We start from the raw sequence: 25,462 nt of genomic DNA on the forward strand, positions 1-25,462 counted from the left end.
CTATTTAGAGTGGTTAATCACATAAGCATCTTTATCATATTTTGAGAGAGGAATTTTCACTTGATCCTTATCTAAAGTTGCATACATAACAGCCGGTTTATCTGCTAAATGACCAATCCCAAGTACATGTCCCATTTCGTGAGTCATGATGGTTCGTAGGTGGAATGTATTTGAATCAGGTTTAGATCCGGTCGAATAGGCAAAAGATTCGTTGACTACTATATCTGCTTCGATAACATAGTCATAACGGTTGATATAAGCTCTTGTTTCGGCAAGTTTACCACCAGTAGTCCCAAGAGAGGCTGTGTAGATTATGTTTATCGCATCTTTTTTTGACGAAGCAATGTCTGTTTTTACAGGACTTTCCTTTAGATAATAGACGGGATCATCAACATTGTTCCATTGGTTATCAGCTGTTATAATCGCAGTTCTCTCACTTTTAGTGATTGATTTATCCAATGTGTATTCATAATCCTTATTAGGGTCCCACTTTGCAAATGCAACATCAGCATTACTTGCTTCTGCAAAACCATAACCCAAAGCAAAAAAAGCTCCTAAACACGATGCTAACAAGATTGATTTCTTAAACAAATTCATGGTAACTCTCCTTTTTAATAATAATAAAAACAGCACAATTTAAAATATACCAACAAATACCAAATTTTGTAAGTATATGTTTTTTGCATTTTTCTACAATATATTACATATTATTCTTTTGGTTATTGTGTATCAATTAATGGGAAATCCGAAAAATCTATTCTTTAAAAAAAATCGTGCCACTAGAATGCTTTTTAGTCTTGGATCATGCTACAATGCTGGATCAAGTAACAGAAAAAGCGACAACATAAGCGCGGAAGCCCTGCTTCGGATTTTGAGTCCGAGGTAGGGCTTTTCTATTATTGGGACAAATGTATGATTGTGAAAAAGTGAGGTGATAAAATGACCTGCGATTTAAAAGATGTTGGCGAAAGACCGCAAATCCTATTTACTGGACCTGAAAGGAAAATGGATGATGGTTCGGGATTGTACGCATCATGCCCCACATGCCCCGTGAACAATCATCGTGCAACGAGTCGAGAACACCCGTGACAAAACCCCCACCAAACCCGTACATAACAATGACACGAAACAAAAAAAGAGAGGCATGATCGCCTCTCTTTTCACAACGATTACCAATCCGGCTCCACCAGATAAGGCTTCGCTTTTGGCTTTGCAGCGGCACTGACGTCTTCTGATACGACGGGCGAGGAAAAGAACAAGACAAGAGCAAGAATCCAAAGAATCTTTTTCATGAAGCTTTCCTCCTTTTCTATGTTTATATAATATTATCACATATATCTTCAAGAATTTCCATATTTTTGAAAGATAGATTTTTGTTGTTTGTGCGATGGTGGCGGAGGAACAGGCGGATGCCATCGATGACCTCGGAGGTTGTGCCCAGTTGTTTGAAATATTTGATGCTTTCGCTCAGGCTGTGAAATCCTTGATCGAACTTCTCCAGCGAGATCAAGCAGAGTGCCTTGCGCCTGTAGTATTGCGCCAATGTTTTCATTCGATAAGGATGTTGCGGCGTGGCTTCCGGGAGAAACTGATCTTCCGATTCGATCAGCCGCAAAAGCTCGTCTGTTTTTCCAGCCTCCAGGTAAGATGCCATGAGGTCGACGACGATGGATATCCGCCCTTCTTTTTTCGCCTCCTGCAAGCAGACGCGGAACAACTCGATAGCCTCCTCGTGCTGGCCTTTTTTCGCCAAGAGGGTGGCGCGAAAATGATTTTTGCGAAAATCGGCGTATTGGCTGTTCTCGTATTCTTTCAAGTAGATGGCAGCGACGTGGATGTCTCCGAAGTAGACACATGAGTTGAACAGCGAGATGTAGGCCGATGCTTTTTGCTTGCTATCCGTCCGATCCTCGCGCAAGCCCAGCCTGCATAACTCGATGCTTTCGTCGTGCAGTCCCAGAATGTTGGCGTGAACACCCATTTTGTAATAGTAGTCGATGCGATCTTCTGTATAGAGATGCTCGGTGTAGAGGAGCAGCTCCTTCCCGCGACGATACGTTTCCTCGAAACGGGAGAAGTCGTCTCGTTCGATCAAATACCGTTCATACAGGGCGCTGGCGAGATAGGATGGTATGCCCCGACTTCTTGTGAATGTAATAATCGAATCGCATAAAATACGTTTGATTCGCTTGTTCTCCGTATCTCTGGCGGTGCCGTCGATATGATCCAACGCTCTGAATGTATCAATCCGGGGAGATTCCAAATAGCGAATGGCAACTTTCGCGACAAGTGCTTCCCAGCCTTCCCGAATCACCTCTGCCAGGACAATTTCCAGCGTTTTCGGATGATAGGTCGTGTCTACAAAAGCGTTTATGATCGTGCTAGGCGCTATATCCATAGCGTCCGCTATTTTTTTCCACGTGGTATAACTGGGCCGCTTCGTCTCCCCCGATTCAATGGAGGATAAGGTACTTTTGCTGACCCCGGACATTTCTGCGAGATCTGAAAGAGATAGATTGCGTCGACTACGATGGCTGCTAATGAGTTCACCTAATGAAAGCGACACCACACCGAGCCTCCTTTTCCATTATCTGTATCTATACCCACTTTACCACAAAATAAATTGGACGGGTCAATAAATTTCCAGTATAGGCAAACGTATCAGAAAATAAAAAGGGGGAGGGAGTCTTTGCTGAGAAGACACCCGGCTGTTCCCTTGCGGACTGTACTTTGAAGTTGGTTATACTCGCAAATTTTCGATTTCCTCATATTGACAATTTAAATTTACAGATGTAATATTATCAACGTATCGTTTACAACTGTAAATTTAAAGGAGTGAATGCGTGGGAGAATTGCCGAAAATATCTGAATCGGAACCAGAAAACATGAAAGAGATTTGGAAGAGAAGCCCGATCACGGCTGAGCAGATTGCGATTTATTTGTCCGACTCCAGCGAGTGGAGCGACCAGGCGGTTCGATAGGGTGATCGAACTTTTGCAACAGGTGCTACAGGAGAAGAAAGAGAAAAAGGAAACGGTTCTCAGACCTAAGCAAAGGCTGGAAACTATAAAAAGAGGGAAAAGACATGGATATGGTAGTTGACGTTTTTTTATGGTTCTTTTATTCCACACTGACCGCGAGCGTTGTTGCCTTGCTGGTGATGGCTGTGCAAAAAATGTTTCATCGCCGCATGAGTGCACGCTTTCGCCATTTGCTGTGGATGATCGTCTTGCTTCGGTTGCTGCTTCCTGACTTCCCTGACAGCCCTGTCAGCATGTTTCACGGACTGCCATATGCTTCCGACATAAAAAGAGCTGTTCTTGCGCTAAATCCTTTTGCGGACGGGCAAACGTCCAAGGAATTACCACAAAACAGCCAAGAAAATGTATCTACTCCAAACCATTTTACCACGATGAACGAGAAAAATCATGGGATCGCGAAGCCTGTTCTTCCCGAACAAGCTCAACAGCAACAAGCCCCTGCTGCATCCCGGCATGGTCTTGCCTTGCAATTGATTTCGCTGGTGTGGCTGATCGGCTCCGTGACGATCATCGCCGCATTGTTCGCCTATACGCAAAAAATAAAGAGACGGTTTCGGACATACAAACGGATTACGGACGAGCAGACTCTGGCTGTCATGAACAATTGCCGCCGGAAGTTCCGCATCAGGCAGCCGATTCCTTTGTATACGGGAAGCGATTCGATCGGCCCGTACGTTTTCGGAATACTCGCTCCGCGGGTGTATTTGCCACAAGCGATGGAAAAGGAGTTGGACCATGTTCAACTCGCCCACGTTCTGGCGCATGAGGTAGCCCACGTAAAAAGACGGGATACACTGTGGAACACGCTGAGCGTTTTGGCGTTGGCGATTCACTGGATGAATCCGCTTGTCTGGTTGTGCATGAAAAAGATGAAAACAGACGGAGAGCTTGCGTGTGACGCATGTGCGCTGGAAGTTTTGGGAGAAGCCGAGGCGATCCCTTATGGACTGACCATGATTGAGTTTCTCAAGCATGCATCGACGAAACAGAGCCGGCAACCGTTGCTGTTCTTTTTCGAATCGAACGATAAAAAGGAAATTCTCAGGAGGATTACGATGATCCAATCGTTTAAAAAAGGCTCTTACCGCTTGTCGGCAATCGCTGTCGTGTGCGTCGTTTGCATCGGGACAGCGGCGTTGACCCATGCGGCCCAGCCAGGAGCAGGAACCATACAGGAGAGCCATGCTGTGAGCAGTTTGGCGGCGAACAAAAAGGAAGTGCTGGTTGATGCGCCGATTCGAAGCTATACGGAATTGGAGAGAGCAGTCAAGGTCGCGGATTTTCCGTTTAAAGTTCCCGCTGCTTTACCAAAAGGCTATATGTTGCTAGGCATCGATGTAGGACCTGAGGATGTCATGAAGCACGGATCAGACGAGAACAAACATACAGGCAAAAAACGGACAATGGTTCGCATGTATTTGCAAAAGATGGGAAATGACGGAGAGCATGATTACATTGACGGTGGCCTGGAAATTACCGCAATCCGTGGCGGAGTGGGGCTGGATGCCGCTTACACGGAAATTGTCAAAGAAGAAGAGCTGGGCTGGCCCATCCGGGACGGCAGCATCAAAGAGATGAAAAAGGAAACGCTGAATGTACAAGGAGTGAATGTGCTAAAGGCGGCTGCCCACAGGGAAAAGGAAGTGGACAAATACAGCGTCTGACTGGATAACGGCGTACAGTATCGCATCCATAATCGCCTGGATGGCGTTCTTGGAAAAGACATCACAGATGCCGATTTCGCCAAAATGATCACTAGCATGACAGCTCCTGATCAGCAGGTCTACAAACAATACACCTCGCAACGAAAAGGCGCGTCCCACGATATTTATGACACCGACGATTTGCAGCAAGTGCAAAAAGCGATCGGATTTGCACCCAAATTTCCCGTTCAGCCCCTCGGGAAGTATCGGATCGAACGTGCTCAACTTCAACCAGCAGCAATTTATCTAGGGGAGAAGGACGGCAAGGCAAGTGAAAGCCAGCTGCTCAATATGGAGTACATGGGAGCGGACATCAACCAGGAAGGGATTTACCAATTCTGGTTTGTGCAGTTCAAAGACGCTAACTTGTTGGAGCAGTTCAAAAAAACCGGAATGGTCCTGGACGGCTCCACAGAGAAACGTACAGGAAAAGCCAGTTCTGTCTCCATTGCTGGAAAAGAAGTGATCAAAACAGAAGTGCTTCAGGAGAATGCCTCTCCACAGCTGCTTCATGTCAGCTACACTTGGGCAGAGCAAAATGCATACTACGCAATCGGATTTAACCTGGTCAAATCGAAGAACAATCCTGATTGGGACAAGAATATCGATCAATCTGCGCTGGTGGAATACTTGATGAAGCAACAAAAGATGAACCTTGCCGATCCGAAGTAAGGCAGGAGAAAAGGGGCGTCGACCTGGACGCTCCTTTTTCAATGAACAAACACTTAACCTTGGATAGTGGAGGGGAAATGATGATTTCTCCTACAATAATCGTGCCCGTTGTAAAATTTTTCTTATCCGCTGATGGAACGCCGTGTGCGATGAAAGTCGCCCGCACGGTGTAGGCTCGAACAAAACTCCCGCGCAAAAGATGGGAGCAAGTCGAGAATAGCGGATTGCCGGCACCTGCTTTGAACGTTGTGCTCAAAAGCAACGGCATGTTTGAAATCGCGTTTGCCGATAACTTGAATTGGCGCGAGAACATTTTCCGTATCCGCAACAAAACAGAAAACAGGATCATCGCTGAGAGTGACATCGATACGACACAAGCCGGAAAAATCATGATGAATCAGTCGAACTACGTCTATGAGCCGGGGAGATACGAATTTGTCATTTCCGCAACAGGCTACCAGGATGTGACAGTCGAGATTGACATGGCTCCGCCAGTGGCGCCCCCTGCCTTAACAGGGACGGTCGTGAGTGAGCATGAATTTCACATCACGTTTTCGGACGATCCAAGCTGGCGCGAACACATCACGAAAGTATGGGATCGCTCGAACGAAAGATGGATTGACGGATTCCGGCTGGATACCACTCAGCCAGGAAAAGTTATCATGAATGTTCAGGGAAGAAACTATGCGCCTGGTACGTATGAATTTGCTATCACGGTAGACGGATACACGAATGCCATCGTGGAGTTTGAGGTCATAGAACGTCGATAATGTTGTGCATGAAAGCTCCATCAGCGGCCCCCGGGAAAAGTCCGGGGGTTTTCTTTTGCCGAAAAAGGCTTGCCGGGATTGCGATGAAAGCCGCAATGGGACGCACCGTGAGCAAAAAAACAGCCAAGCGGGACATATTCGCCCCGCTCGGCTGTCGACTGAAAAAGACTATTGCCTGCTTTGCAAGCGGCAAGACAGCTCATCCAAGGCTTGGATAATCGATAATAATTGCTCGGAAGTGGAATCGAGCTGATCGGCTGATTGCGCGGAAAGCGTGACCTGTTGCTCGATTTTTTGCAGTTGGGAAACCATGCTGCCAAGCGAATGATTGATTTCTTTGGAAGAAGCGTTTGACTTGTCCGCGAGCTTGCGCACTTCATCGGCGACGACGCCAAAGCCGCGCCCGTGTTCTCCCGCTCGCGCCGCTTCGATGGCTGCATTCAAGCCCAGCAAATTCGTCTGCACAGACACATCGGATACGAAGCCGCTCAATTTCTCGATTTCTTCGTTTTGCTCTTTGAGCACGCGCATGGATTGGGCGATCTCTTCATTGTATACGGCAAGATTGGTTGCAGACTCGGCAAACACAGAGGAGATGCGCAACGCTTCCTGGGTAGTCGTGCTTAACTCGGCAGCCATTTGCTCCATGTTCTCGCGGTAGATCGCATTTTCGCGCATAGTTTCGCCTATGTATTGTTCCAGAATGATCGCGGAATCAAAGAACACCCTTTTGGACAGCGCCTGGTAAAAGGCATCCGGATCGCTGAGGGAGTGCAGCCTTTGGGAAAACAGCCGCAAATAAAGAGAATAGCCCCCCAAAAACCAGGAAGCGGACAAACCGATTCTGGCATGAGTGGAGCCGATCCGTTGGCGACTTGTGATGTAGTGGGCGTCGATGACATTGCTCGTCAGCGATTCCACGTAGTCATACTGCATGTTTTTCAGTCTGTCGACCGCTGCATTCGCCTGTATCAACTTGCGCAGATGCGAATGCTTTTCCAGTTCTTCGTAAAAACAGTCAACAATTTCGTGCAGGTGAGTCTGGACGTACTCTTTGTGACGAGCTAACAAATCCAGATCCGCCTCCGTCAAAGCGTAAAAATCCAGTAGTTCTCTCCACTTCTTTTCTACTTCAATCAATGCTGCCGACCCCTTTTTCTTGTCTGATTGTCTGATAGGTTAAGAAAACACTTTTCAAATTTTACCAGAAAATCTATAGGAAAATGCGATGATTTTGTGAATACTTTGCATAATGTTCCGCTGCTGAAAGAAATTGGGGAACATGTACATTCGTTTGGGGCAATGATAAAATAAATAGGTATGGTCAAGGGGCTGGATCGGAAATAAGATACGCTCAGTATGCTTGCGATTCGGAGCATGCTTTTTTCGGGTGAACCGCACATTTTTTTCTTGTTGAAGCGAGGATATACATATGCTAGTAACAGGGCAACTGATCGATCATTGCGAGCGTTTTTTCGGGTGTCGGGGAGAATTGTATCAGCTCGAAGCGGCGGATGTGCTGATTGCGGTTTATCCGGCATCGCGCAGGCGCGGATGGTGGACATACGTGACGCTGGAGTTGCACAAGACCGGAGCGAGCGAATGCATGCTGTATTCCTATCAGTTTCAAAAAGGAATGATCGCGCATCTGGCGACGATTGCGTCGGCGGTGATCCGTCAGTGGGAACAGGAGCAGAAGCGCGTGCAGGCAGGAGAGCTGTTCAAGCTGGAAGAGGCGATTGTCGAAGGCTCTGTGCTGAATCACGCCGTGCTTACCCCCGCCTATTTTGAAGAGGTCGGCTTTGAATATTATACGAACGGCGCCGACGTCATCCGCTTCATGATGCTGCATGCGATCGCAGAATCGGAAGCCGGGTATGTCGAGCGTTTTGGATTGGATGCCTTGCAGGAATGTTTTGCGCACTCCGGTGTCGATTCCCTGCATGTTATGCGTACCCCTGCCATCTGAGAAGGGAGCGAGCGGGATGAAAGAAATACGTTTGCGAGTCACAGTAGTGGTCTGGCACGAAGGAAAAGTGCTGGTGATTCGGGAAAAGGGCAAAAACGGAACCTGTTACAGCTTGCCGGGTGGAAATGTGGAGTATTTGGAAGCCATCCCGGACGCCACGAGGCGGGAAGTATGGGAAGAGACCGGACTGCTGGTCGAAATGGAGCGTCTGCTCTGGGTGGACGACCGGATTGATCAGGAAGGCACTGGCAAGCATACGGTGGGGATTGCTGTCCTCGCCAAGCTGGTGGGAGAGGACAAGACGCCGATTCCCGGCGGGCTGGAGGACGAAGAGATCGATTGGGCAGGCTGGGTGACGCTGGAGGAGTGGCGAACGTTGCCACAGTATCATAGCGCGCGGCCCGATCAGGTTTTGCAAGCGTTAAGTGATCCAGTCTATCGCCCGGGATATATGGGAAACATGCTCGATCAGACGAATTGACCAGTTGGCTAATGGAACGATAAGCAGCAAAAGCACCGTCCTTTTCATCGGGGAGCGGTGCTTTTTTATGCGCAGCAGACAAGATGCCTGTGAGCTTGGTGGAAAGGAGTCGCTGCCTGCTGTTTGTGGGCGGTGCTTTTTTATGTGCAGCAGACAAGATGCTTGTGAGCTTGGCGGAAGCAGTTGTTATCTGCTGTTTGTGGACGGCGCTGGCTGTTTTACGGTGACAGAGGCATTTTTTCCTTTGGCAACAGCGAGCACGACAATGACGGTCGCCAGCACGGCTCCCCATGTAAAAGGCTCGGAGAGAAGCAGCCAGGAGGCGATAATCGACAAAAACGGCTGGAAGTATTGGGTCTGGCTGACGCGGGCGACGCCGCCAAGCGCAAGGCCGTGATACCAGGCAAAAAAGCCGAGAAACATGCTGACGACGCTGATGTAGCCAAAGCCAGCCCAGACGGTCCAGGAGGCATGCTGCAATTCCGTCAGGAGCGGACCCGCGATCGGCACGACGAGAAACGGGAAAGCGATAATCAACGACCAGCTGATCACTTGCCAGCCGCCAAGCGTTTTGGAGAGCTGCCCGCCGACGGCGTAGCCGATGGCAGCGGACACGACGGCTCCGAGCAACGCGAGGTCAGCCCATTGCAAGGCGCCAAACCCGGAGAGAACAGCGTAGCCGATAATCGTCAGGCACGCGACTATGCTGGAAAGCCAGTACGTTTTTCCCGGGCGCTCTCCGGCAAAAAAGGCGGCTGCGCCTGCTGTTGCGAGCGGCAGCAGGGCGATAATGACCGCGCCGTGGGTAGCGGGCACGCGCTCCATTGCCCATGAGGAGAAAAAAGGAAAGCCGATCACCACGCCAGCGGAAACGAGGACGAGCTGGCTGAATTGGGCCAAGGACGGCAGCGGAACGCGCTTGAACACGAGAACTAATGCAGCCAAGATGGCAGCGATCAGCGCACGGCCAAGTCCGGCCGATGCGGGCGAGAGCGCAGTGACGACCACTTTTGTCACAGGCAGGGTGAGGCTGAAGCTGCATACGCCGAGCAAGCCGTATAGCATGCCCGCCTTTTCCAAGGTCATGCCGCCGTCAGGCTTTGCGTGTGCGGGCGTGTCTTGCGCCCGTTTTGTGTGTGCTTCCTCAGGTAGAGAGTCTGCTTTCATTTGTGATCCCGTCCTTTGTTGATGAGAAATGCGAACAGTGTGCTTTCAGCTTAGTAGAGGACGGATGGGAACGGTAGGGCCAATTGGCAGCAGGATGAGTAGGCCAATTTGTCGAAGCAATGGAAAAAAAGACGGTGAAGAGGCGGGAGCGAGATGGAGTGGAAGCCTGACAAGCTTGCGGGGATTCCGGTGTATCAGCAAATTGTGAAAAGATTGGAGCAGCAAATCGTATCCGGGGAGCTGCAGCCAGGCGCTTCTTTGCCGCCCGAGCGGGTGTTGGCGAGAAGATTCGGCGTAAACCGGGGAACGGTATCAGCGGCATATGAGGAATTGCGGGCAACAGGGCTGTTGCAATCGTGGCAAGGAAGCGGTACATGGGTCAGCCGACATTTGTGGGGAGTCCAGCAAATGCCGAACTGGTACAAATACACGAACGGAGGCGCATTTTTGCCTGCCTATCCGCTTGCCAAACGCATCCAGGATGCTTGCCTGGATTCCTCGATCATTAACCTGGCGAAAGCAGAGCTGCATACGTCGATGATTCCGTCTATGTCTGCCGAGCAGTTGGGCGGTTTGAAGCATATGCACCTGGAGCTTGGCTACGCGCAGCCAAAAGGAGATCCGGGACTGCGGGCCGTGCTGTCCGAGCATTTGGCGCAGCATTACGGGATCAAAGCGGACAGCGAGGAAATTTTGGTGACCTCCGGGGCGCAGCAGGCGCTGCATCTGATTACGCAGTGCTTGTTGAATCCGGGCGATGCGGTCGCGATGGAAGGGCCGTCTTACTCGTATTCCTTGCCGCTGTTCAGCTCGGCCGGGCTGCGTCTGTTTCGGTTGCCGCAAGACGAGCAAGGGATCATCCCGGAGGCACTGGTTGCGTTGCATCGAGAACAGCGGATCAAAATGGTTTTCGCCAATCCGACATACCATAATCCGACCGGAATTGTGATGAGTGAACCGAGGCGGGCGCAGCTTTTGGCCGCGTGCCAGGAATTGCGGATTCCTTTGGTGGAGGATGACGCCTACGGGGCGCTCAGTCTGGCAGGAGCGGCACTTCCTCCGCGACCGATCAAGGCGATTGACCAAGCGGGACATGTGCTTTACGTCAACAGTGTGTCCAAGACGGTAGCTCCGGGGCTGCGGATCGGCTGGCTGGTGGGGCCGCGTTCTGTCGTGGAGCGGCTTGCTGACGCCAAGCAGCAGATGGACTTCGGCACAAGCAGTATCTCGCAGCAGCTTGCGCGTCATTTTTTGCAGGAAGCAAGCTGGCAGGAGCAAATAAACAAACTCGCCATTTACTTGCGAGAGCAGCAACAGGCGATGAACGCTGCTTTGGAAACCGAATTGCAACAATATGCTGCCTGGAACAGACCAGCGGGCAGCTATCACATCTGGTGCCAACTGCATGAGCCGCTAGAGGAACAGGAGCTGCTGGATCGTGCAATCCGGGAGGGAGTCGTCTTCACTCCGGGCGGGGTGTATGGTGCCGAGCCGGGCTGGCTCCGGCTGACGTATTCGTGGGAAGAGCCGGACAAAATCAGGGAAGGGATTCGCCGCCTGAAAAAGGTGCTTCAAATGAGCAAGCGATAAGGAACGTACCCCTGGACCATACTAGGAAAATCACACCAGGATGGAAAAGGGGGAGTACGATGGGATTTTCGCTTGTTATCGGATTTCTCGAATCCCTGACCTCTTATTATTTGGTCATCTTGCTTTTGGTGGTCGGCCTGATTTTGCGTTTTCGGTACTATGTCGCCTACCGCAATCGTCAGCTGACCCGTGATGCGGCCTTTGCCAAAGGGGGCGGCTACCTTTTGCTGATCTTGTCAGGAATCGTGCTTGTCGCCCATTTCATTGCTATTTGAATTGGCCGTAACGGCGGATGAACGTTTGCACGTCTATGCGGATTTCTGCTTCTTTGAACAAGGCATCCCACTCATGTTTGTGGGCTTTCCAGTAAGCATACTGAAATCTGCGGAACTCTTCGCCGAAGCCGAAAATATCGATCCCGTGTTTTTGCTGCATCATGGCGATCAGCTTCTCCACTCTCTGCTTGAGCGCATGATTGATCTGCTCCTCTTTTTTCTTGATTTTCTCCATGGTAGGCTTATTGCCAAAGCCGTCTTCTGCGATATTGCCCTCTCCGCGAATCAAAAGGGTAATCACGGGCTTTCCGTTTTCGACCGATGTTTTCACGGTGGAACGGGCGCCCTTTACTTCCATTGTGATGAAAGAGGGCCGTTCATCCGCGTCCGTTAGCTTGACGATCACCTCATCGCCTTTCGAAAACGTTCCGTTAATCCAGCGGAGCGTTTTTATTTCATGATCGCTTAGCCAGCCAATCAGTCGGTCTCCTCTCATGATCGCGCCTCCCGCCATTTTCACCTCGTTTTGCTCGACTCGAATAGCGGGGAGGATGCTGTTTTCTCCGTTGTGGAAGTTGCGGGAAAATTCCCCGATGGATGTGGTCGCAGGCAATCTGGCTGTTTTCGACTCTCCTTCTTCCGTCAGCTTGCTAATGTAGCGACCAGGCAAGGGCATCAGCCGCGGTTTGACATAAAGAGCCTCTTTTGCCTTTCCTTTGGCGATGATCAGCTTGATTTTGCGGCGCGACTCGTGATCGCGGTAAAAGAGATCCAATGACCTGTCGATGCCTTCCTTCGCCAGCTCCTCCCCGATAATGATTGCCTGCAGATGCTCATAGTACGGCTGTCTCGCCACGCGCGTCGCCATCAGGCGAATGCACTCAAAAATCGACGGTCCGGAGGAAGTCGGATTCCAGACGGGAGAGACGTTCGGCAAGGATACTTTGCCGGACAAGGCGCGTGGCTCGACCAGCTGGGCGGTAAATTCATAATAAGACCGTTTCTGTTCTTTTTGCACGTTCTTGTCAATGCCAGCAGCCAGCACAAACAGTCGATCTTGAATTTCCACCCTGTCCCAGCATCCGGTGAGCAAGACTGGCAGCATGAGGAGTGCGAACAGACGGGAGACGGGACTTTTTCTCATGCGCGTGCCCGCCTTCTTGCTTTCCATTTGTACATGAGGCAGAGACAAGGCGGAATGACGATAATCAGGCCGAAGCCAAGATAGCTGGACCATTTGCTCCATTCGTCCACTTCCAGCGTGTTGCGTGGCAGGACGGCAATCAAAAACACGATAGGCACGAGCAGCAAGGCAATGACTCTGTGCTCCTGGAGCTTGAGCAAGCGGGAGGCGATCAGACTGGCACAAAAATGAAACATGACGATCGTGGTGATGGCAAAAGGAATCCAGACCATCATCATGATGGAATCGAGCCTTTCGATGAAAGCGCCAGGCACCTCAATATTTTTAATGATCGCCAGCGTAGGGTATTCAACCAGCGTAACTTCATGACCGCCTAACACGGCAAGGCAGAGGGCTGTGACCAGCGTGTACAGAAAAAGAGTAGCGGCAACTCCGATCAGGGCGCTTTTTTGCCCGAGGGCTGGTTTTTCCATGAATGGCTGAATGAACAGCAAAATCTCGAATCCGAGATAGGAAAAAAAGGTGGTCGGAAAGGCGTGCAGCAACGGAGCGATCCCGTCACCCATGATGGGGAGCAGGCGGCCGATGTCGGTGTCGCGGACGGTTTGGGTCAGGACGAGCAGCAAAATCAACACCGCAATCGGCTGAATCACCTCGTTGAACCGGGCAATGGCATTGACTCCGTGCATGATCAAATAGGTACTCACACTGAGCATGCCGATAATGACCACTTCTATAGGGGTTTGGTCGAGCAAAAACAGCTTGGTTACATCGGCAGAGATGCGGACGACTGTCCCGACGAACATCAAAAAATAGACCAGAAAAGCAAGCAAGGTCACCAGGCCGAGAAAGCGGCCGAACAGAAAAGGACCGTATTCAATGATCCCTTTCCCGGGGAATCGCGACCCGACATAAGCCATCATCGATACAGCGACCATCGCAACCAGGCCGGAAACCATGATGACGATCCAGCTGTCGACGCCAGCCTTGTTCCCGACAGTTTCCGGCAAGGACAAAATACCGACTCCCACGATTGCGGCAAACAACTGTACGGTTATTTGTGGGGCAGTCAGCTTGTCTTTGATCACATCTACCATCCTTTCTTTCGTTTGTGCAGATCCATCCGCTTTTTATCTTGCGGGTGCAAAATTTCCGGCCTGTCCCGCAAATAAGGCAGTGGTGCCCGGACAAACATGTCTTTCCAGTCGCTCGGGCGGTAGGGAACGAGCGGAGAAAAGTAGTTGATGCCAAACGATTTTAATGAAACCAGATGCGCGAGAATAGCAAGAATGCCGAGGATAAGACCGAACAGCCCGAGGCTGCCTGCGAGCAGCATCAGGGGAAAGCGTAGCAGACGCAGGGCGATGGCCCCGTTGTAGGCAGGCACGAGAAAGGATGAGATCGCGGTGATGGCTACGACGATCACGAGTACCGGACTGACGATCCCGGCTTCAACGGCTGATTGTCCGATGACCAGCCCGCCGACAATGCCGATCGTCTGGCCCATGATCTTCGGCAAGCGCAGTCCGGCTTCCCGCAGCATTTCCAGCGTCGCTTCCATGAAAACGGCTTCCAGGAACGAAGGAAACGGCACCTCCGCCCTGGCTGCGGAGATGGTGAGCGCAAGCTGGGTTGGAATCATTCCCGGATGGTAAGAAATAAGCGCAATGTACAAGGAAGGCAAAATCAGGGCAATACTGGCACCGGTTATGCGGATGATGCGGATTGCCGACCCGATCATCCAGCGCTCGTAATAATCATCGGGAGCCTGGAACAGCATCGAAAAGGTGACGGGCACAATCAGCACGAAGGGAGAACCGTCGACGATGATCGCGATGCGCCCTTCCAGCAGCATGTGCAGCACTCTTGCCGGGCTTTCTGTGTATTGTGTCTGCGGAAAAGGCGAATACCAGCTGTCTTCAATCCACTGCTCCACGGTTCCGCTATCCATGACGCCATCGATATCCATGGTCGACAGACGAGTTTTCACTTCATCGAGAATAACCGGATTGACGATCCCGTTTATGTACGCCAACGCGACTTTTGTTTTGGTCCGCCGGCCTATTTGCCGGATGTCCACTTTCAATTCCGGGTCAGGATAGCGGCGGCGGATCAGCGAGAGGTTGGTGCTCACGGATTCCACAAACCCGTCGCGGGGGCCGCGAAGCGAACTCTCATTTTCGGATTCCTGAACGTTGCGCGTCTCCATCCCGGTTCCGTTTGCGACATACAAGACTTGCTCTGCATGGCTGTAGATTACGAGATTGCCGTATAAAATCGCTTCGATGGCTTCTGGAGTTGTCTCCAAAGTATGAAAGGGGAAGCGGCAGGCTGGATCGGCCAACTTTTCCACAATTTCATCCTGAATATAGTTGGCCTCGACCAAACACTCTAAATAACATACCGTGTAGACATTTTCTCCGATCCGCAGCTGTTGCTGGACGTAATCGGAGCTGCCGCTCATCTGCTCGGCCAGTTCCTGTTCCCAATTCACGATCAAGCCCTCCTGAAAAGGAATACGAGTAGTGTTCAACAAGCGCCCAAATATATGCAGGGCAACCATTGCAAAAGGGCGGAATCGGAGTATAATAAAACATATATTTCGCTAGGTAAACATTTTTGGTGGAGGCAAATTTCTATATTTTTTTGACCAAGAGTTGCCTTGGGGAAAAAAAGGTGACTTGATCCACAAATTGAGGTGAAGGGTTATGCTATCCAGATCAAACTCAGGCGAAGCTGCCCAAAATCAGCAAGCATGGAGAAAAGAGGCGGATGGGCCATCGTTGCCGGAAGTCCACCGCTCTATGAAAGTTCCGACCAAAGGCTCGTGGGTTCGCAAGTTTCTAGCTTTCGCTGGCCCCGGCTATCTCGTGGCGGTCGGCTATATGGACCCGGGCAACTGGGCGACGGATATTGCGGGCGGCTCCCTTTTCGGCTACTCCTTGCTCTCCGTTATTTTGCTATCGAACCTGATGGCGATCTTGCTGCAAGCGCTGGCTGGAAAGCTGGGGATTGTGACAGGAAGAGACTTGGCGCAGGCATGCCGGGATCACTACAGCAAGCCGGTAGCCATGGGACTGTGGGTACTGTGCGAGCTTGCCATCGCGGCGTGCGACCTGGCAGAAGTCATCGGGGCGGCAATCGCCCTGAATTTGCTTTTCGGAATACCGCTCGTGTACGGCGTGTTGATTACCGCGCTTGATGTCATGATCGTCCTGTTTTTGCAAAACAAAGGATTCCGCTATATTGAAGCGCTCGTGATTGCCCTGATTGCGACGATCGGTGCCTGCTTCGCATTCGAGATGTTTTGGTCGCAGCCGGACATCGCCGGGATTCTCGGCGGCTTCATCCCCAGCACAGAGATTGTGAAAAATCCGGAGATGCTCTACATTGCGATCGGGATTTTGGGGGCGACGGTCATGCCGCACAACTTGTACTTGCACTCGTCCATCGTGCAAACGAGACAGTACGACCAGACGACGTTGGGGAAAAAGGAAGCGATCAAATACGCAACGCTCGATTCGACGATTGCCCTGGTGTTCGCCATGGCGATCAATGCAGCGATCCTGATCTTGTCCTCCGCGACATTTCACCAGGCGGGGATGACAGATGTGGCCGATATCGCAGACGCTTATCACCTGCTGGCCCCCCTGCTCGGCACGACGCTCGGCAGCATTTTGTTCGGGGTCGCTCTGTTGGCGGCGGGGATGAACTCCACATTGACGGGAACGCTCGCAGGCCAGATCGTCATGGAAGGCTTTTTGAACTTGCGAATTACCCCATGGCTGCGCCGGTTGATTACCCGCTTGATTGCCATCGTGCCAGCCGTCATTGTCACCGCGCTGTACGGCGAGAGCGGGGCTACCGACTTGCTGATTTTGAGCCAGGTCATTTTGTCCCTCCAACTGTCCTTTGCTGTCGTGCCGCTCGTTAAATTCACCAGCGACAAGGCCAAAATGGGCGAGTTTGCCAACGCCGGGTGGCTGAAATGGCTGGCCTGGATCGTGGCGACGATCATTATGGGGCTGAATCTGTATTTGCTTGTACAAACATTCATCGGATGAAAGCGGGAAAATCCTCTCTGTATACAGGGAGGATTTTCCTTAATTATGAAACCTTTTCCGAGCTGAAACGTATGAAAAATAGATGCAATCTTGGAAAGGAGTGACAAGCGTGGGCGTACTTGAAACCGTCTACATGGTCTGCCTTGTGAGTGGCATTATTTATACCGTCTTATCGCTTTTATTCGGCGATGCGGTCTCGGATTGGCTCGATCATTTTCATTTGCCGCTGTTTCAGCCAATCACTTTTGTCAGCGGCCTCACCGCTTTTGGCGGCGCCGGGTATATTTTGTCCCGTTTTACCAGTTTGTCTGACCTCGTCGTGTTTGTGTTGGCCGCGGTCATCGGTGCGGGTTTGGCAGTCTTCGCGTACTTTCTCTGGGTAAAGCCGATGAGCCAGGCAGAGAACTCAACAGGCTATTCCATGACCCAACTGGGCGGAAAGCTGGGCGAGGTGGGCACGACGATTCCGGCAGAGGGCTTGGGCGAAGTGCTTTTGCCCATGCTCAGCGGGACGACCTACCATATGGCTGCCAGTCTGGAGCGGGTAAGCATCCCGCAAGGAACGCGCGTCGTAGTGGTAGAAGTGCGCGACCATGTCTTGTACGTTATTCCTTTCCAGCCTGAATCATAGAAAAAGGAGCTGAGAGTGCATGTTTGAACCGGACATTTTAGTAACGGTCGGTATCGTAGTCGCAGTCTTTCTCGTTTTGGGGATCGCATTTTGGGCAAGGTACAAAACCGTTGGTGCCGATGAAGCGATGATCGTGACAGGGAGTTATTTGGGCACGAAAAATGTGCTGAGCGACGAGTCTGGCCGCAAAATGAAAATCGTCCGCGGCGGCGGTGCGTTCATCCTCCCGATTTTTCAACAAGCAAATTTTCTGAGTCTTCTGTCCCACAAGCTCGACGTGTCCACGCCAGAAGTATATACAGAGCAAGGTGTACCTGTCATGGCGGACGGTGTGGCGATTATCAAGGTCGGCGGTTCGATCGAGGATATTGCCACCGCTGCCGAGCAGTTCATGGGCAAAAAAGATGAGGCTCTGCGTGCCGAGGCGCAGGAAGTGCTCGAAGGCTACTTGCGGGCGATTCTCGGCAGCATGACGGTGGAGGAAATTTACAAAAACCGCGAGCGCTTTGCCCAGGAAGTTCAATCGGTCGCGACCAAAGATTTGAAAAAAATGGGGCTGTCCGTGGTCAGCTTCACGATCAAGGATGTGCGCGACAAAAACGGTTATTTGGCAGCGCTGGGGATTCCGCAGATCGCGGCAGTCAAGCGCGATGCGACGATCTCGCAAGCCGACGCAGACAAGGAAGCGCGGATCAGACAGGCCCAGGCCGAAGAAGAGGCGCGCAAAGCCGAGCTGCTGAAAGAAACGAACATCGCGGAAGCGGAGAAAGATAAAGAGCTGAAGGTAGCTGCCTTCAAACAGGAGCAGGACCGGGCGAAAGCAAGCGCGGACCAAGCCTACAAGCTGCAAGAAGCTGTCGCCAAGCAGCAAGTTACGGAAGAAGAAATGAAAATCGATCTGGTGCGCAAGCAAAAAGAGATCGAGCTGGAAGAAAAAGAAATTTTGCGCCGCGAGAAGCAATATGACGCGGAAGTGAAGAAAAAAGCCGATGCGGATCGCTACTCCGTGGAGCAAGCGGCGGAAGCGGAAAAGGCGAAAAAACTGCGCGAAGCAGATGCGCTCAAATACCGGATCGAGGCAGAGGCGAAAGCGATGGCGGAGCAGAAGCGACTGGAAGGTCTGGCGATTGCCGAAGCCGAGAAGGCGAAAGGAAGCGCAGAGGCAGAAGTAACGCGCCTCAAGCTGGAAGCCGAAGCGGAAGGGAAGGAAAAGCTCGCGGAAGCGTTCGAGAAGTTCGGTCATGCCGCCATCTTGGACATCATCGCCAAAATGCTGCCTGAACTGGCCGAAAAAATTGCCGAGCCGATGAGGGCGATCGACAAAGTAACGATTGTGGATGCGGGCGGCGGTCAGGGAGACGGCGTCAACCGACTGAGCGGCAATGTCACGAAGCTGATGGCCCAACTGCCAGAGATGCTCAAAGACGTATCCGGGCTTGATATGAACAAAATGATTTCCGATTTCATGCAAAAGGGCAGTGCGGCGCAGTCTGTTCCAACGGCGAACCAAAGCCAGCCTGCTGCTCCGTCTATCTCCCACTTGCTCGCGGGCAATCCCGCAGATGACAAGGCACGACCAGCAAACAAAACGGATCACAAAGCATAATGCGAAGGTGACAAAACACAAATCCCCCTTCAGCCACAAGGGGGATTTGTGCTGTTTAATCCGCTCGGTCTACTTGCTTGAGTCTACCGGAGTGCTTCATCAGCTCACTGACGGTAACGAAGCTGTAGCCGCGTTTTTTCAGCTCGGGCAAAATTTGTTCCAGCGCCTGCACCGTCTGTTTCCGGTTTCCGCCGTAGTCATGGAACAGGACAATATCGCCGTTGCGGGCGTTGTTCAGCACCTTGTCGACGATCTTTTTGACGCCGGGGTCTGCCCAATCGCGCGTATCCTGATGCCACGACCACATGATGACCAAAAAGCCGGACTGCTTCGCCGTATGCACGATGGACTCGCTGTAGTATCCCCCAGGCGGACGGAACAGCGCAGGTCGTATTCCTGTTGCCGAATGAATCGCTTCCTGAGTCTTTTCGACTTCCTCTCGCAACTGCTCCGGGGAAAGGCGGCGAATATCGGGGTGGCTGTAGGTATGGTTGGCAATCTCGTGCTGATCCTGAGCCAGTAAGCGAACGACTTCCGGGTACTGGCTTACACGTGAGCCAACCACGAAAAAGGTAGACTTGGCCTCGTACTTTTTCAGCAGGGCGGCAATTTGCGGGGTGTAGCCCGGGTCCGGCCCGTCGTCAAAAGTGAGGGCAATGATCTTGCTTTTCGTGGGAACTTCCCAGACGATCTCCCCGCGCGTCTCGTAGTATTCGCGATTTTTTTCGCGAATCGCGGACGCCGTTTGGCTGTAGGAGAGAAGCAGGAACACGGCACAGGTGAGGAGGAGCAAGCGTACATGTTTTTTCATAACACACCTCATTGTGGAATCTCTCACCCGTTACTATGCGTCAACTTGTCCAAATTATTCTGTTGTGTACTTGTGGAAAAGACACTTGTGCTTTTTGGGTGGATACATTAAGCTAGTAACATAATTCATGAAAGAAAAAGACCGGACAAGAGCGGATAGATGGAGGAGTAAAGAATGAAGGTAGCAAAATTTGGTGGCACTTCCCTGGCGAATGCCGAGCAAATAAAAAAAGTGTGCAGCATCGTCATGGCGGATCGGGACAGACGTCTCGTCGTCGTTTCAGCCCCTGGCAAAAGACATAAGGAAGATACAAAAGTAACAGACCTCTTGATCAGCTGCGCGAACCGTTTTTTGCAGCAGCAACAGGCCGAGGAAGAAAAGCAGGCTGTTTTTGCGCGTTATGAGGAGATCATCGCTGAGCTGGGGCTGGGAGAAGCTGTCGCAGAGCAAATCAAAAGCGAGCTGGATGACGTGCTGAGCAATCGGCAAGGCTTGTCAGCGGAGCGCTTCATGGATGCTGCCAAAGCAGCGGGAGAGGATACGTGCGCCAAAATCGTGGCCCACTACTTGCGAAGCTTGGGCGAGGAAGCGAGCTACGTCAATCCGCAGGACGCGGGGATGCTCGTATCCGACGAAGCGGGCAACGCCCACGTTTTGCCGGAAGCTTACGCGAAGCTTGCTTCTTTGCGGGAACGTAGCGGAATTACTGTCTTTCCCGGCTTTTTCGGGTATGCGAAAAGCGGTGAGTTGGTGACGTTCTCGCGTGGCGGCTCGGACATTACCGGCTCGATTTTGGCAGCAGCGGTGACTGCGGAAGTGTACGAAAACTTTACCGATGTCGACTCGGTGTACGTCGTGAATCCGAACTTGATTGCCAACCCGAAGGAAGTGAAGGAAATCACGTACCGCGAGATGCGGGAGCTGTCTTATTCGGGATTCAGCGTGTTTCATGAGGAAGCGCTAATTCCGGCTTATGAGGCTGACATTCCGGTGTGCATCAAAAATACGAACAATCCGTCTGCGCCAGGCACCATGATCGTTGCCGAGCGTCCGTTTGCGACAAACAGGGTGTCGGGAATCGCCAGCGACAGCGGCTTTTGCAGCATTTACGTCAGCAAGTATTTGATGAACAAAGAAATCGGCTTTGGCCGCAAGCTGTTGCAAATTTTTGAGGAGGAAGGGATTTCGTACGAGCACACTCCTTCCGGGATCGACAATATTTCGGTCATTTTGCGCGAGAAAGACCTGACAGAGGAGAAGGAAAAGCGGATCATCGAGCGCATGTTTCGCGAGCTGGGAGCGGACGACGTTGCGGTGCAGCACAGTCTCGCACTCGTCATGATCGTCGGGGAAGGAATGCGCCAATCGGTGGGCACCACAGCCAGAGCGACTACTGCTTTGGCTGCGGCGAAGGTGAATCTGGAGATGATCAATCAAGGCTCTTCTGAAGTCAGCATGATGTTCGGGGTGAAAGCGGCAGAAGCCGACCGCGCCGTAATCGCCTTGTATCAGGAGTTTTTTGGAGACGAAGGGGAGACAGCAGCAGAACTGTTGGCGGCTTCGTCCGCCGCTTCTGTCACGGTGTAATCGCGCAACAGAAATGCCCCGTTCTTCCATTGATAGACGCGCCACTCCGGTGTCTCAGACGCCAAGCTGACGATCCAGTAGGAAAGCGTAGGGTAGTGCCAGCCCAAAACGTCTTGTCTGGACGGGATGGGAGCGGTATGCGGGTGCGTGTGCAGGACGCCCAGCCATTGCAGCTGGCGCTTGCGAATCGAGTGAAGCGCCTGGAGAAAGGCAGGGCCGTCCCAGGAAAAGTTGCCTGTGTCCGAAGAGATCGGCATGGCAACCGCATCGGTAATTGTCGCGTCTCTGCCCGCGAGCAGAGCGGAAAACTCATAAGGAACCGCCTCCTGAGCGCCACGCAGGAGGCGGTTCGCTACTTTTCGGCCCATGTATAATTTGTTATCCTTAAACGCAAAGGGGTCACCCAACCAGTCAGTTGTTTTCATGCGAAGGGACTCCTCCTGTTTGATTTCGCTTGATTTGGTTAGGGGTGTTTGCCATGAGTACGATACATGTGGGTGTCTGTGGCTGGGGCGATCATGACACGCTGTACGGACAAGGGGTGCGCAGCGGCGATAAATTGGCGGTGTACGCCAGCCATTTTCCGATTGTGGAAGTAGACAGCTCTTTTTACGCCATTTTACCACAGCGAAACTACGAGTCGTGGGTCCGGGACACTCCGGACCGTTTTGGATTTATCGTGAAGCCGCACCAGGCGATGACGGGCCATCAGCGGGGAGATGCGCCTGTGAACCGGCGCGAGCTGTTTCAACAGTTTGAGGAGAGCATCCAGCCGCTTGTCGAGGCCGGGAAGCTGAAGTCGCTTCTGTTTCAATTCCCGCCCTGGTTTGACTGCACCAGGGAGCATGTCCAGTATGTCCAGGCTTGCCGGCAAGCGATGAAGGCGTATCCGTTTGCGGTGGAGTTTCGCCATCAGAGCTGGTTCGAAGCGCGGTTTAGAGAGCGCACGCTGGACTTTTTACATAAAATCGAAGCCGTGCACGTCTTGTGCGATGAACCACAGGCGGGGCAAGGATCGGTTCCGATTGTGCCCGCCGTCACGCATTCTTCGCTGGCTCTCGTCCGGTTTCACGGGCGCAACAAATCGGGGTGGCGCGATCCGGGAGAAGGTCAAAAATGGCGCGATGTGCGCTACTTGTACCGCTACAGCGAGGAAGAACTGGCAGAGTGGCTTGTCCACATCCGGCAGATTGAGCAGGAAGCGGATGAAGTTTGCATTTTGTTCAACAATAACTCTGGAGGCGATGCGGCAGCGAACGCCAAGCAGTTTTCAGACATGCTGGGACTTGATCCGAGCGGTTTGAATCCCAGACAGATGGAGTTGTTTTAACAAGGAAGAAAGAAGGGGAGACATGCTTGTAGCCATCGCTGTTTTGTTTTTGGTGATCGGGGTGGTCGCCGGAGTCATTGGCAGTATCGCCGGGCTTGGCGGCGGCATCTTTTTTGTTCCGGCGTTGCTGTTTTTCGCCAACTGGTATGAGCCGAACTCCATGTCTCCGCAAGTAGCGGCAGCGACCTCGCTGCTTGTGATTGCGGTGACGGCGCTGTCCTCGTCCATATCGTATATCAAGCAAAAAAAAGTCGATATGCAAAGCGCCCTGCTTTTTTTTATTGGCAGCGCGCCTGGTGCTATCGTGGGTGTCTACCTTAATACATTACTAGCAACAGAAGATTTTACACTGCTTTTTGGCTTGTTTCAGTTGTGCATGTTCGTCATCCTGATGGTCAAGGACAAACTCCGGCCGCGCCAGATCAACTGGGAAATCAAGCGGCAGTTTGTCGACAACGAGGGCAATGAATACGAGTATGGATATAGCAGGGTGAGTGTCATTACGATCGCTTTTTTTGTCGGGATCACGTCTTCTTTGTTTGGCGTGGGTGGCGGAGTGTTGATGGTTCCGGCGATGATGCTGTTGTTCCGGTTTCCTCCGCACATTGCCACGGCGACCTCCATGCTGGTCATTTTTTTCTCGGCGGTGATCGGCTCGGTCACAAACATTTTTCACGATCATGTGAACTGGCTGTATGCGGCGATGCTGGCACCTGGCGCATGGGCGGGCGGCAAGCTGGGCGCGGTCATAGCCAGCAAGCTGAAAGGACGCACGATTGTGCTGTTCTTGCGCATCCTGATTTTGGCGATAGCTGTACAAATGATCATAAAAGCGATCATCGGTTGACCTTAGAGACAAAAGGGAGGGGAAAGTCGTGGCGGACACCTGGACCTTGCACTTGCTGCACACGAATGACCTGCATAGTCATTTCGAAAAAATGCCGCAGATTGCGACTTGCCTGAAAACAAGCCGCCAGCTGTGGGAGGCCCAACAGGAACATGTGCTGACAGTCGATATCGGGGATCATATGGATCGCATGGATGTCCGCTCGGAGGCAAGCTTCGGAAAAGCGAATGTCCAAGTCATGAACAGATGCGGCTACCAGTATGCGACGATCGGCAACAACGAGGGCATCACGTTGCCCAAAGAGAAGCTCGACGAGATGTACGAGCAAGCGGACTTCACGGTCATCGTCGGCAACTTGCTGGATAAAGCCAGCTCGGCACCTCCACAGTGGGCTGTCCCCTATGCTATCCATACGCTTGGAGAGCTGCGGGTCGCTTTGCTTGGCATGACGATTCCTTTTTCTACTTATCAGAGCCTGGGCTGGGAAATTCTCGATCCGCTTCCGCTTATTCGTGAGCAGGTTGCTGCCTTGCGCTCTTCGGCGGATATTTTGATTTTGCTGTCTCATCTCGGTTATCAGACGGATTGTCGGATCGCCGCGGAAGTCGAAGGGCTGGACGTGATTCTGGGCGGTCATACGCACCATACGCTTCCGCACGGGGAACGGGTCGGAAACACGTTGATTGCCCAGACCGGGCGTTTTGGCGAGCACGTAGGCCACATCCGGCTTGTGTGGGATCGCGACGGCAAACAGATTGCGGATGTCTCGGCAGAGTTGTTTGACACCGCCAGCTACGCGCCGGATGAGGCGCTGCGCGTTTTTTTGCAAAAGGAAAAGGCAGCGGCAGATGCCAGTCTGTTTCAGCCGATTGCTGAGCTGGAGCAGGATTTGCACGTCAACTGGACGGAGGAGACGCCGTTTGGCTCGTTTTTGGCGGCGAGCATTCGCAGATGGACCAAAGCAGAAGTGGGGATCGCCAACGGAGGACTGTTGCTGTCCGACTTGCATCAGGGCCGCCTGACGTTTGCCCAGCTTTTGGAAAGCGTGCCGCACCCGATCAACGCCTGCGCTGTCACGTTGACGGGAGAGCAGCTCGCCAGTGTGCTGGAGCAGGCGATCCAGCCGCAAATCGTGCATCGCGAGCTGCGCGGCTGCGGTTTTCGCGGCAAAATCGAAGGCTGGATGGCAGTGGACGGGCTGCGGATTCGTTATGAAGAGTCGGGGCAGCCGCACATCCTCGCGATCGAAGTCAACGGGCAACCGCTAATCCGCGAACGGGAGTATCGTGTCGGGACGGTTGACATGTTCATATACAATCGCCTGTTTCCCGATTTGCTGCAAGGGCGGGAGATTGAATTTTTCCACCCGGAAATGCTTCGCGAAGTGATTGCCAGTACGATCACAGACCGAACTTTGGTGCAAAGCGCTTTTTTGCCGAGATGGGAAAAGGTGTCCCCTGAAAGTTCTGGGCATGCTATCGAATGAAGCAGGGGGGATGAGCCATGAGATTTATCGACGAAGTATACGAGCTGTACAAAGGTCATTTCAACGGTGACGAAGAGGACATTACGGCCGTGGTGGTTGGCGTTTTGCACGAGCAGGACCGCGACGCCCTGCTCGGACTGGCGGAAGAAATGGACGAGGAAGAGCTGTTTCACATGATGGCTACTTATATGATTGAAGTGATGAAGCGCAAGGTCGCAATGGAAGACGAGCAGTTCCCGGCTGTGAACTTGCACTGATTCACACACTTTTCGCTCCTGTGTCATAGGA

At 52.1% G+C, this 25,462-nt stretch carries 26 protein-coding genes and 1 pseudogene; 16 read left to right on the plus strand and 11 right to left on the minus strand.

Annotated elements, in window-relative coordinates; genetic code table 11:
• The 3 genes from EDM60_RS13550 to EDM60_RS13555 form a co-directional block, all read right to left on the minus strand.
• Entirely contained in the window at positions 1-597 is a 597-nt protein-coding gene (locus tag EDM60_RS13550) for a matrixin family metalloprotease (protein WP_122964454.1), read from the minus strand.
• 572 nt (positions 598-1,169) lie between these two features.
• Positions 1,170-1,292 carry a hypothetical protein gene (locus EDM60_RS29420; RefSeq protein WP_255679174.1) on the minus strand — a complete coding sequence of 41 codons (123 nt, stop codon included), beginning with the start codon at positions 1,290-1,292 and terminating at the stop codon, positions 1,170-1,172.
• Between the two features lie 23 nt (positions 1,293-1,315).
• On the minus strand, positions 1,316-2,569 hold the full coding sequence (locus EDM60_RS13555) for a helix-turn-helix domain-containing protein (protein ID WP_307723373.1): 1,254 nt from the start codon (positions 2,567-2,569) through the stop codon (positions 1,316-1,318).
• A gap of 274 nt (positions 2,570-2,843) precedes the next feature.
• Between EDM60_RS13555 and EDM60_RS28395 the strand changes: the two genes are divergently transcribed.
• The 4 genes from EDM60_RS28395 (at position 2,844) to EDM60_RS13570 (ending at position 6,186) form a co-directional block, all read left to right on the plus strand.
• A complete protein-coding gene (locus EDM60_RS28395) occupies positions 2,844-2,981 on the plus strand; it encodes a BlaI/MecI/CopY family transcriptional regulator (protein WP_141254154.1) in 138 nt (45 codons plus the stop codon).
• A gap of 104 nt (positions 2,982-3,085) precedes the next feature.
• Positions 3,086-4,705, plus strand: coding sequence for a M56 family metallopeptidase (locus EDM60_RS13560; RefSeq protein WP_122964455.1), 1,620 nt, complete (start codon positions 3,086-3,088; stop codon positions 4,703-4,705).
• Positions 4,706-4,801: 96 nt separating this feature from the next.
• Positions 4,802-5,416 carry a hypothetical protein gene (locus tag EDM60_RS13565; protein WP_141254156.1) on the plus strand — a complete coding sequence of 205 codons (615 nt, stop codon included), beginning with the start codon at positions 4,802-4,804 and terminating at the stop codon, positions 5,414-5,416.
• A 224-nt stretch (positions 5,417-5,640) separates the two neighbouring features.
• Complete coding sequence (locus EDM60_RS13570; RefSeq protein ID WP_122964457.1) at positions 5,641-6,186, plus strand: hemoblobin-interacting domain-containing protein; 546 nt, start codon at positions 5,641-5,643, stop codon at positions 6,184-6,186.
• A 168-nt stretch (positions 6,187-6,354) separates the two neighbouring features.
• On the opposite strand, the gene EDM60_RS29595 is transcribed toward EDM60_RS13570, so the two are convergent.
• On the minus strand, positions 6,355-6,864 hold the full coding sequence (locus EDM60_RS29595; RefSeq protein WP_371736940.1) for a methyl-accepting chemotaxis protein: 510 nt from the start codon (positions 6,862-6,864) through the stop codon (positions 6,355-6,357).
• A gap of 12 nt (positions 6,865-6,876) precedes the next feature.
• A pseudogene (locus tag EDM60_RS29600) lies at positions 6,877-7,326 on the minus strand (protoglobin domain-containing protein); the annotation flags it as partial.
• Between the two features lie 292 nt (positions 7,327-7,618).
• On the opposite strand from EDM60_RS29600, the gene EDM60_RS13585 reads away from it, so the two are divergent.
• A complete protein-coding gene (locus tag EDM60_RS13585; RefSeq protein ID WP_122964460.1) occupies positions 7,619-8,155 on the plus strand; it encodes a suppressor of fused domain protein in 537 nt (178 codons plus the stop codon).
• Between the two features lie 16 nt (positions 8,156-8,171).
• Positions 8,172-8,636 carry an NUDIX domain-containing protein gene (locus EDM60_RS13590; RefSeq protein WP_122964461.1) on the plus strand — a complete coding sequence of 155 codons (465 nt, stop codon included), beginning with the start codon at positions 8,172-8,174 and terminating at the stop codon, positions 8,634-8,636.
• Positions 8,637-8,822: 186 nt separating this feature from the next.
• Here EDM60_RS13590 and EDM60_RS13595 read toward each other — a convergent pair whose 3' ends face one another.
• Positions 8,823-9,722: a DMT family transporter gene (locus tag EDM60_RS13595; RefSeq protein ID WP_122964738.1), complete on the minus strand. Its 900-nt coding sequence runs from the start codon at positions 9,720-9,722 to the stop codon at positions 8,823-8,825.
• A gap of 234 nt (positions 9,723-9,956) precedes the next feature.
• Here EDM60_RS13595 and EDM60_RS13600 point away from each other — a divergent pair, with 234 nt between their 5' ends.
• Together EDM60_RS13600 and EDM60_RS13605 are read left to right on the plus strand one after the other, a co-directional pair.
• Entirely contained in the window at positions 9,957-11,393 is a 1,437-nt protein-coding gene (locus EDM60_RS13600; protein WP_122964462.1) for an aminotransferase-like domain-containing protein, read from the plus strand.
• A gap of 59 nt (positions 11,394-11,452) precedes the next feature.
• The gene (locus tag EDM60_RS13605; protein WP_122964463.1) at positions 11,453-11,668 is read left to right on the plus strand and encodes a CLC_0170 family protein; all 216 of its coding nucleotides are present in this window, start codon (positions 11,453-11,455) and stop codon (positions 11,666-11,668) included.
• Here EDM60_RS13605 and EDM60_RS13610 read toward each other — a convergent pair.
• The 3 genes from EDM60_RS13610 to EDM60_RS13620 are packed head-to-tail and all read right to left on the minus strand — an operon-like array spanning position 11,661 to position 15,306.
• A complete protein-coding gene (locus EDM60_RS13610) occupies positions 11,661-12,812 on the minus strand; it encodes a Ger(x)C family spore germination protein (RefSeq protein ID WP_167470296.1) in 1,152 nt (383 codons plus the stop codon). The two genes, EDM60_RS13605 and EDM60_RS13610, sit on opposite strands and share 8 nt — an antisense overlap.
• Positions 12,809-13,900: a GerAB/ArcD/ProY family transporter gene (locus tag EDM60_RS13615; RefSeq protein WP_167470297.1), complete on the minus strand. Its 1,092-nt coding sequence runs from the start codon at positions 13,898-13,900 to the stop codon at positions 12,809-12,811. Before EDM60_RS13615 ends, EDM60_RS13610 begins: the two co-directional genes overlap by 4 nt.
• Before the next feature lie 2 nt (positions 13,901-13,902).
• Complete coding sequence (locus EDM60_RS13620) at positions 13,903-15,306, minus strand: spore germination protein (RefSeq protein WP_233454094.1); 1,404 nt, start codon at positions 15,304-15,306, stop codon at positions 13,903-13,905.
• Between the two features lie 214 nt (positions 15,307-15,520).
• On the opposite strand from EDM60_RS13620, the gene EDM60_RS13625 reads away from it, so the two are divergent.
• The 3 genes from EDM60_RS13625 (at position 15,521) to EDM60_RS13635 (ending at position 19,113) form a co-directional block, all read left to right on the plus strand.
• The gene (locus tag EDM60_RS13625) at positions 15,521-16,876 is read left to right on the plus strand and encodes an Nramp family divalent metal transporter (protein WP_122964466.1); all 1,356 of its coding nucleotides are present in this window, start codon (positions 15,521-15,523) and stop codon (positions 16,874-16,876) included.
• 109 nt (positions 16,877-16,985) lie between these two features.
• Complete coding sequence (locus EDM60_RS13630; RefSeq protein ID WP_122964467.1) at positions 16,986-17,507, plus strand: NfeD family membrane protein; 522 nt, start codon at positions 16,986-16,988, stop codon at positions 17,505-17,507.
• 19 nt (positions 17,508-17,526) lie between these two features.
• Entirely contained in the window at positions 17,527-19,113 is a 1,587-nt protein-coding gene (locus EDM60_RS13635) for a flotillin family protein (RefSeq protein WP_122964468.1), read from the plus strand.
• Positions 19,114-19,168: 55 nt separating this feature from the next.
• On the opposite strand, the gene EDM60_RS13640 is transcribed toward EDM60_RS13635, so the two are convergent.
• The gene (locus tag EDM60_RS13640; protein WP_122964469.1) at positions 19,169-19,924 is read right to left on the minus strand and encodes a polysaccharide deacetylase family protein; all 756 of its coding nucleotides are present in this window, start codon (positions 19,922-19,924) and stop codon (positions 19,169-19,171) included.
• A 174-nt stretch (positions 19,925-20,098) separates the two neighbouring features.
• Between EDM60_RS13640 and EDM60_RS13645 the strand changes: the two genes are divergently transcribed.
• The gene (locus tag EDM60_RS13645; RefSeq protein ID WP_122964470.1) at positions 20,099-21,511 is read left to right on the plus strand and encodes an aspartate kinase; all 1,413 of its coding nucleotides are present in this window, start codon (positions 20,099-20,101) and stop codon (positions 21,509-21,511) included.
• Here the strand turns inward: EDM60_RS13645 and EDM60_RS13650 are convergent.
• Complete coding sequence (locus EDM60_RS13650) at positions 21,433-21,936, minus strand: M67 family metallopeptidase (RefSeq protein WP_122964471.1); 504 nt, start codon at positions 21,934-21,936, stop codon at positions 21,433-21,435. The two genes, EDM60_RS13645 and EDM60_RS13650, sit on opposite strands and share 79 nt — an antisense overlap.
• 53 nt (positions 21,937-21,989) lie before the next feature.
• On the opposite strand from EDM60_RS13650, the gene EDM60_RS13655 reads away from it, so the two are divergent.
• Genes EDM60_RS13655 through EDM60_RS13670 form a run of 4 tightly spaced genes read left to right on the plus strand, consistent with a single transcriptional unit; the run spans position 21,990 to position 25,431 of the window.
• A complete protein-coding gene (locus EDM60_RS13655; RefSeq protein ID WP_122964472.1) occupies positions 21,990-22,841 on the plus strand; it encodes a DUF72 domain-containing protein in 852 nt (283 codons plus the stop codon).
• A gap of 22 nt (positions 22,842-22,863) precedes the next feature.
• Positions 22,864-23,688, plus strand: coding sequence for a sulfite exporter TauE/SafE family protein (locus tag EDM60_RS13660; protein ID WP_122964473.1), 825 nt, complete (start codon positions 22,864-22,866; stop codon positions 23,686-23,688).
• A gap of 28 nt (positions 23,689-23,716) precedes the next feature.
• On the plus strand, positions 23,717-25,174 hold the full coding sequence (locus tag EDM60_RS13665; protein ID WP_122964474.1) for a bifunctional metallophosphatase/5'-nucleotidase: 1,458 nt from the start codon (positions 23,717-23,719) through the stop codon (positions 25,172-25,174).
• Positions 25,175-25,191: 17 nt separating this feature from the next.
• Complete coding sequence (locus EDM60_RS13670) at positions 25,192-25,431, plus strand: DUF6154 family protein (protein WP_122964475.1); 240 nt, start codon at positions 25,192-25,194, stop codon at positions 25,429-25,431.
• The last annotated feature ends 31 nt before the right edge of the window (positions 25,432-25,462 follow it).

This window comes from Brevibacillus parabrevis, assembly GCF_003710905.1.
In the GTDB taxonomy this organism is placed as follows: domain Bacteria; phylum Bacillota; class Bacilli; order Brevibacillales; family Brevibacillaceae; genus Brevibacillus; species Brevibacillus parabrevis.

Coding starts and splice junctions, on each gene's coding strand:
- EDM60_RS13550 (WP_122964454.1), bottom strand. CDS start 597: ATGAATTTGTTTAAGAAATCAATCTTGTTAGCATCGTGTTTAGGAGCT.
- EDM60_RS29420 (WP_255679174.1), bottom strand. CDS start 1,292: ATGAAAAAGATTCTTTGGATTCTTGCTCTTGTCTTGTTCTTTTCCTCG.
- EDM60_RS13560 (WP_122964455.1), top strand. CDS start 3,086: ATGGATATGGTAGTTGACGTTTTTTTATGGTTCTTTTATTCCACACTG.
- EDM60_RS13565 (WP_141254156.1), top strand. CDS start 4,802: ATGACAGCTCCTGATCAGCAGGTCTACAAACAATACACCTCGCAACGA.
- EDM60_RS29595 (WP_371736940.1), bottom strand. CDS start 6,864: ATGCGCGAAAATGCGATCTACCGCGAGAACATGGAGCAAATGGCTGCC.
- EDM60_RS13585 (WP_122964460.1), top strand. CDS start 7,619: ATGCTAGTAACAGGGCAACTGATCGATCATTGCGAGCGTTTTTTCGGG.
- EDM60_RS13590 (WP_122964461.1), top strand. CDS start 8,172: ATGAAAGAAATACGTTTGCGAGTCACAGTAGTGGTCTGGCACGAAGGA.
- EDM60_RS13595 (WP_122964738.1), bottom strand. CDS start 9,722: ATGACCTTGGAAAAGGCGGGCATGCTATACGGCTTGCTCGGCGTATGC.
- EDM60_RS13600 (WP_122964462.1), top strand. CDS start 9,957: ATGGAGTGGAAGCCTGACAAGCTTGCGGGGATTCCGGTGTATCAGCAA.
- EDM60_RS13605 (WP_122964463.1), top strand. CDS start 11,453: ATGGGATTTTCGCTTGTTATCGGATTTCTCGAATCCCTGACCTCTTAT.
- EDM60_RS13610 (WP_167470296.1), bottom strand. CDS start 12,812: ATGAGAAAAAGTCCCGTCTCCCGTCTGTTCGCACTCCTCATGCTGCCA.
- EDM60_RS13625 (WP_122964466.1), top strand. CDS start 15,521: ATGCTATCCAGATCAAACTCAGGCGAAGCTGCCCAAAATCAGCAAGCA.
- EDM60_RS13635 (WP_122964468.1), top strand. CDS start 17,527: ATGTTTGAACCGGACATTTTAGTAACGGTCGGTATCGTAGTCGCAGTC.
- EDM60_RS13640 (WP_122964469.1), bottom strand. CDS start 19,924: ATGAAAAAACATGTACGCTTGCTCCTCCTCACCTGTGCCGTGTTCCTG.
- EDM60_RS13645 (WP_122964470.1), top strand. CDS start 20,099: ATGAAGGTAGCAAAATTTGGTGGCACTTCCCTGGCGAATGCCGAGCAA.
- EDM60_RS13650 (WP_122964471.1), bottom strand. CDS start 21,936: ATGAAAACAACTGACTGGTTGGGTGACCCCTTTGCGTTTAAGGATAAC.
- EDM60_RS13655 (WP_122964472.1), top strand. CDS start 21,990: ATGAGTACGATACATGTGGGTGTCTGTGGCTGGGGCGATCATGACACG.
- EDM60_RS13660 (WP_122964473.1), top strand. CDS start 22,864: ATGCTTGTAGCCATCGCTGTTTTGTTTTTGGTGATCGGGGTGGTCGCC.
- EDM60_RS13670 (WP_122964475.1), top strand. CDS start 25,192: ATGAGATTTATCGACGAAGTATACGAGCTGTACAAAGGTCATTTCAAC.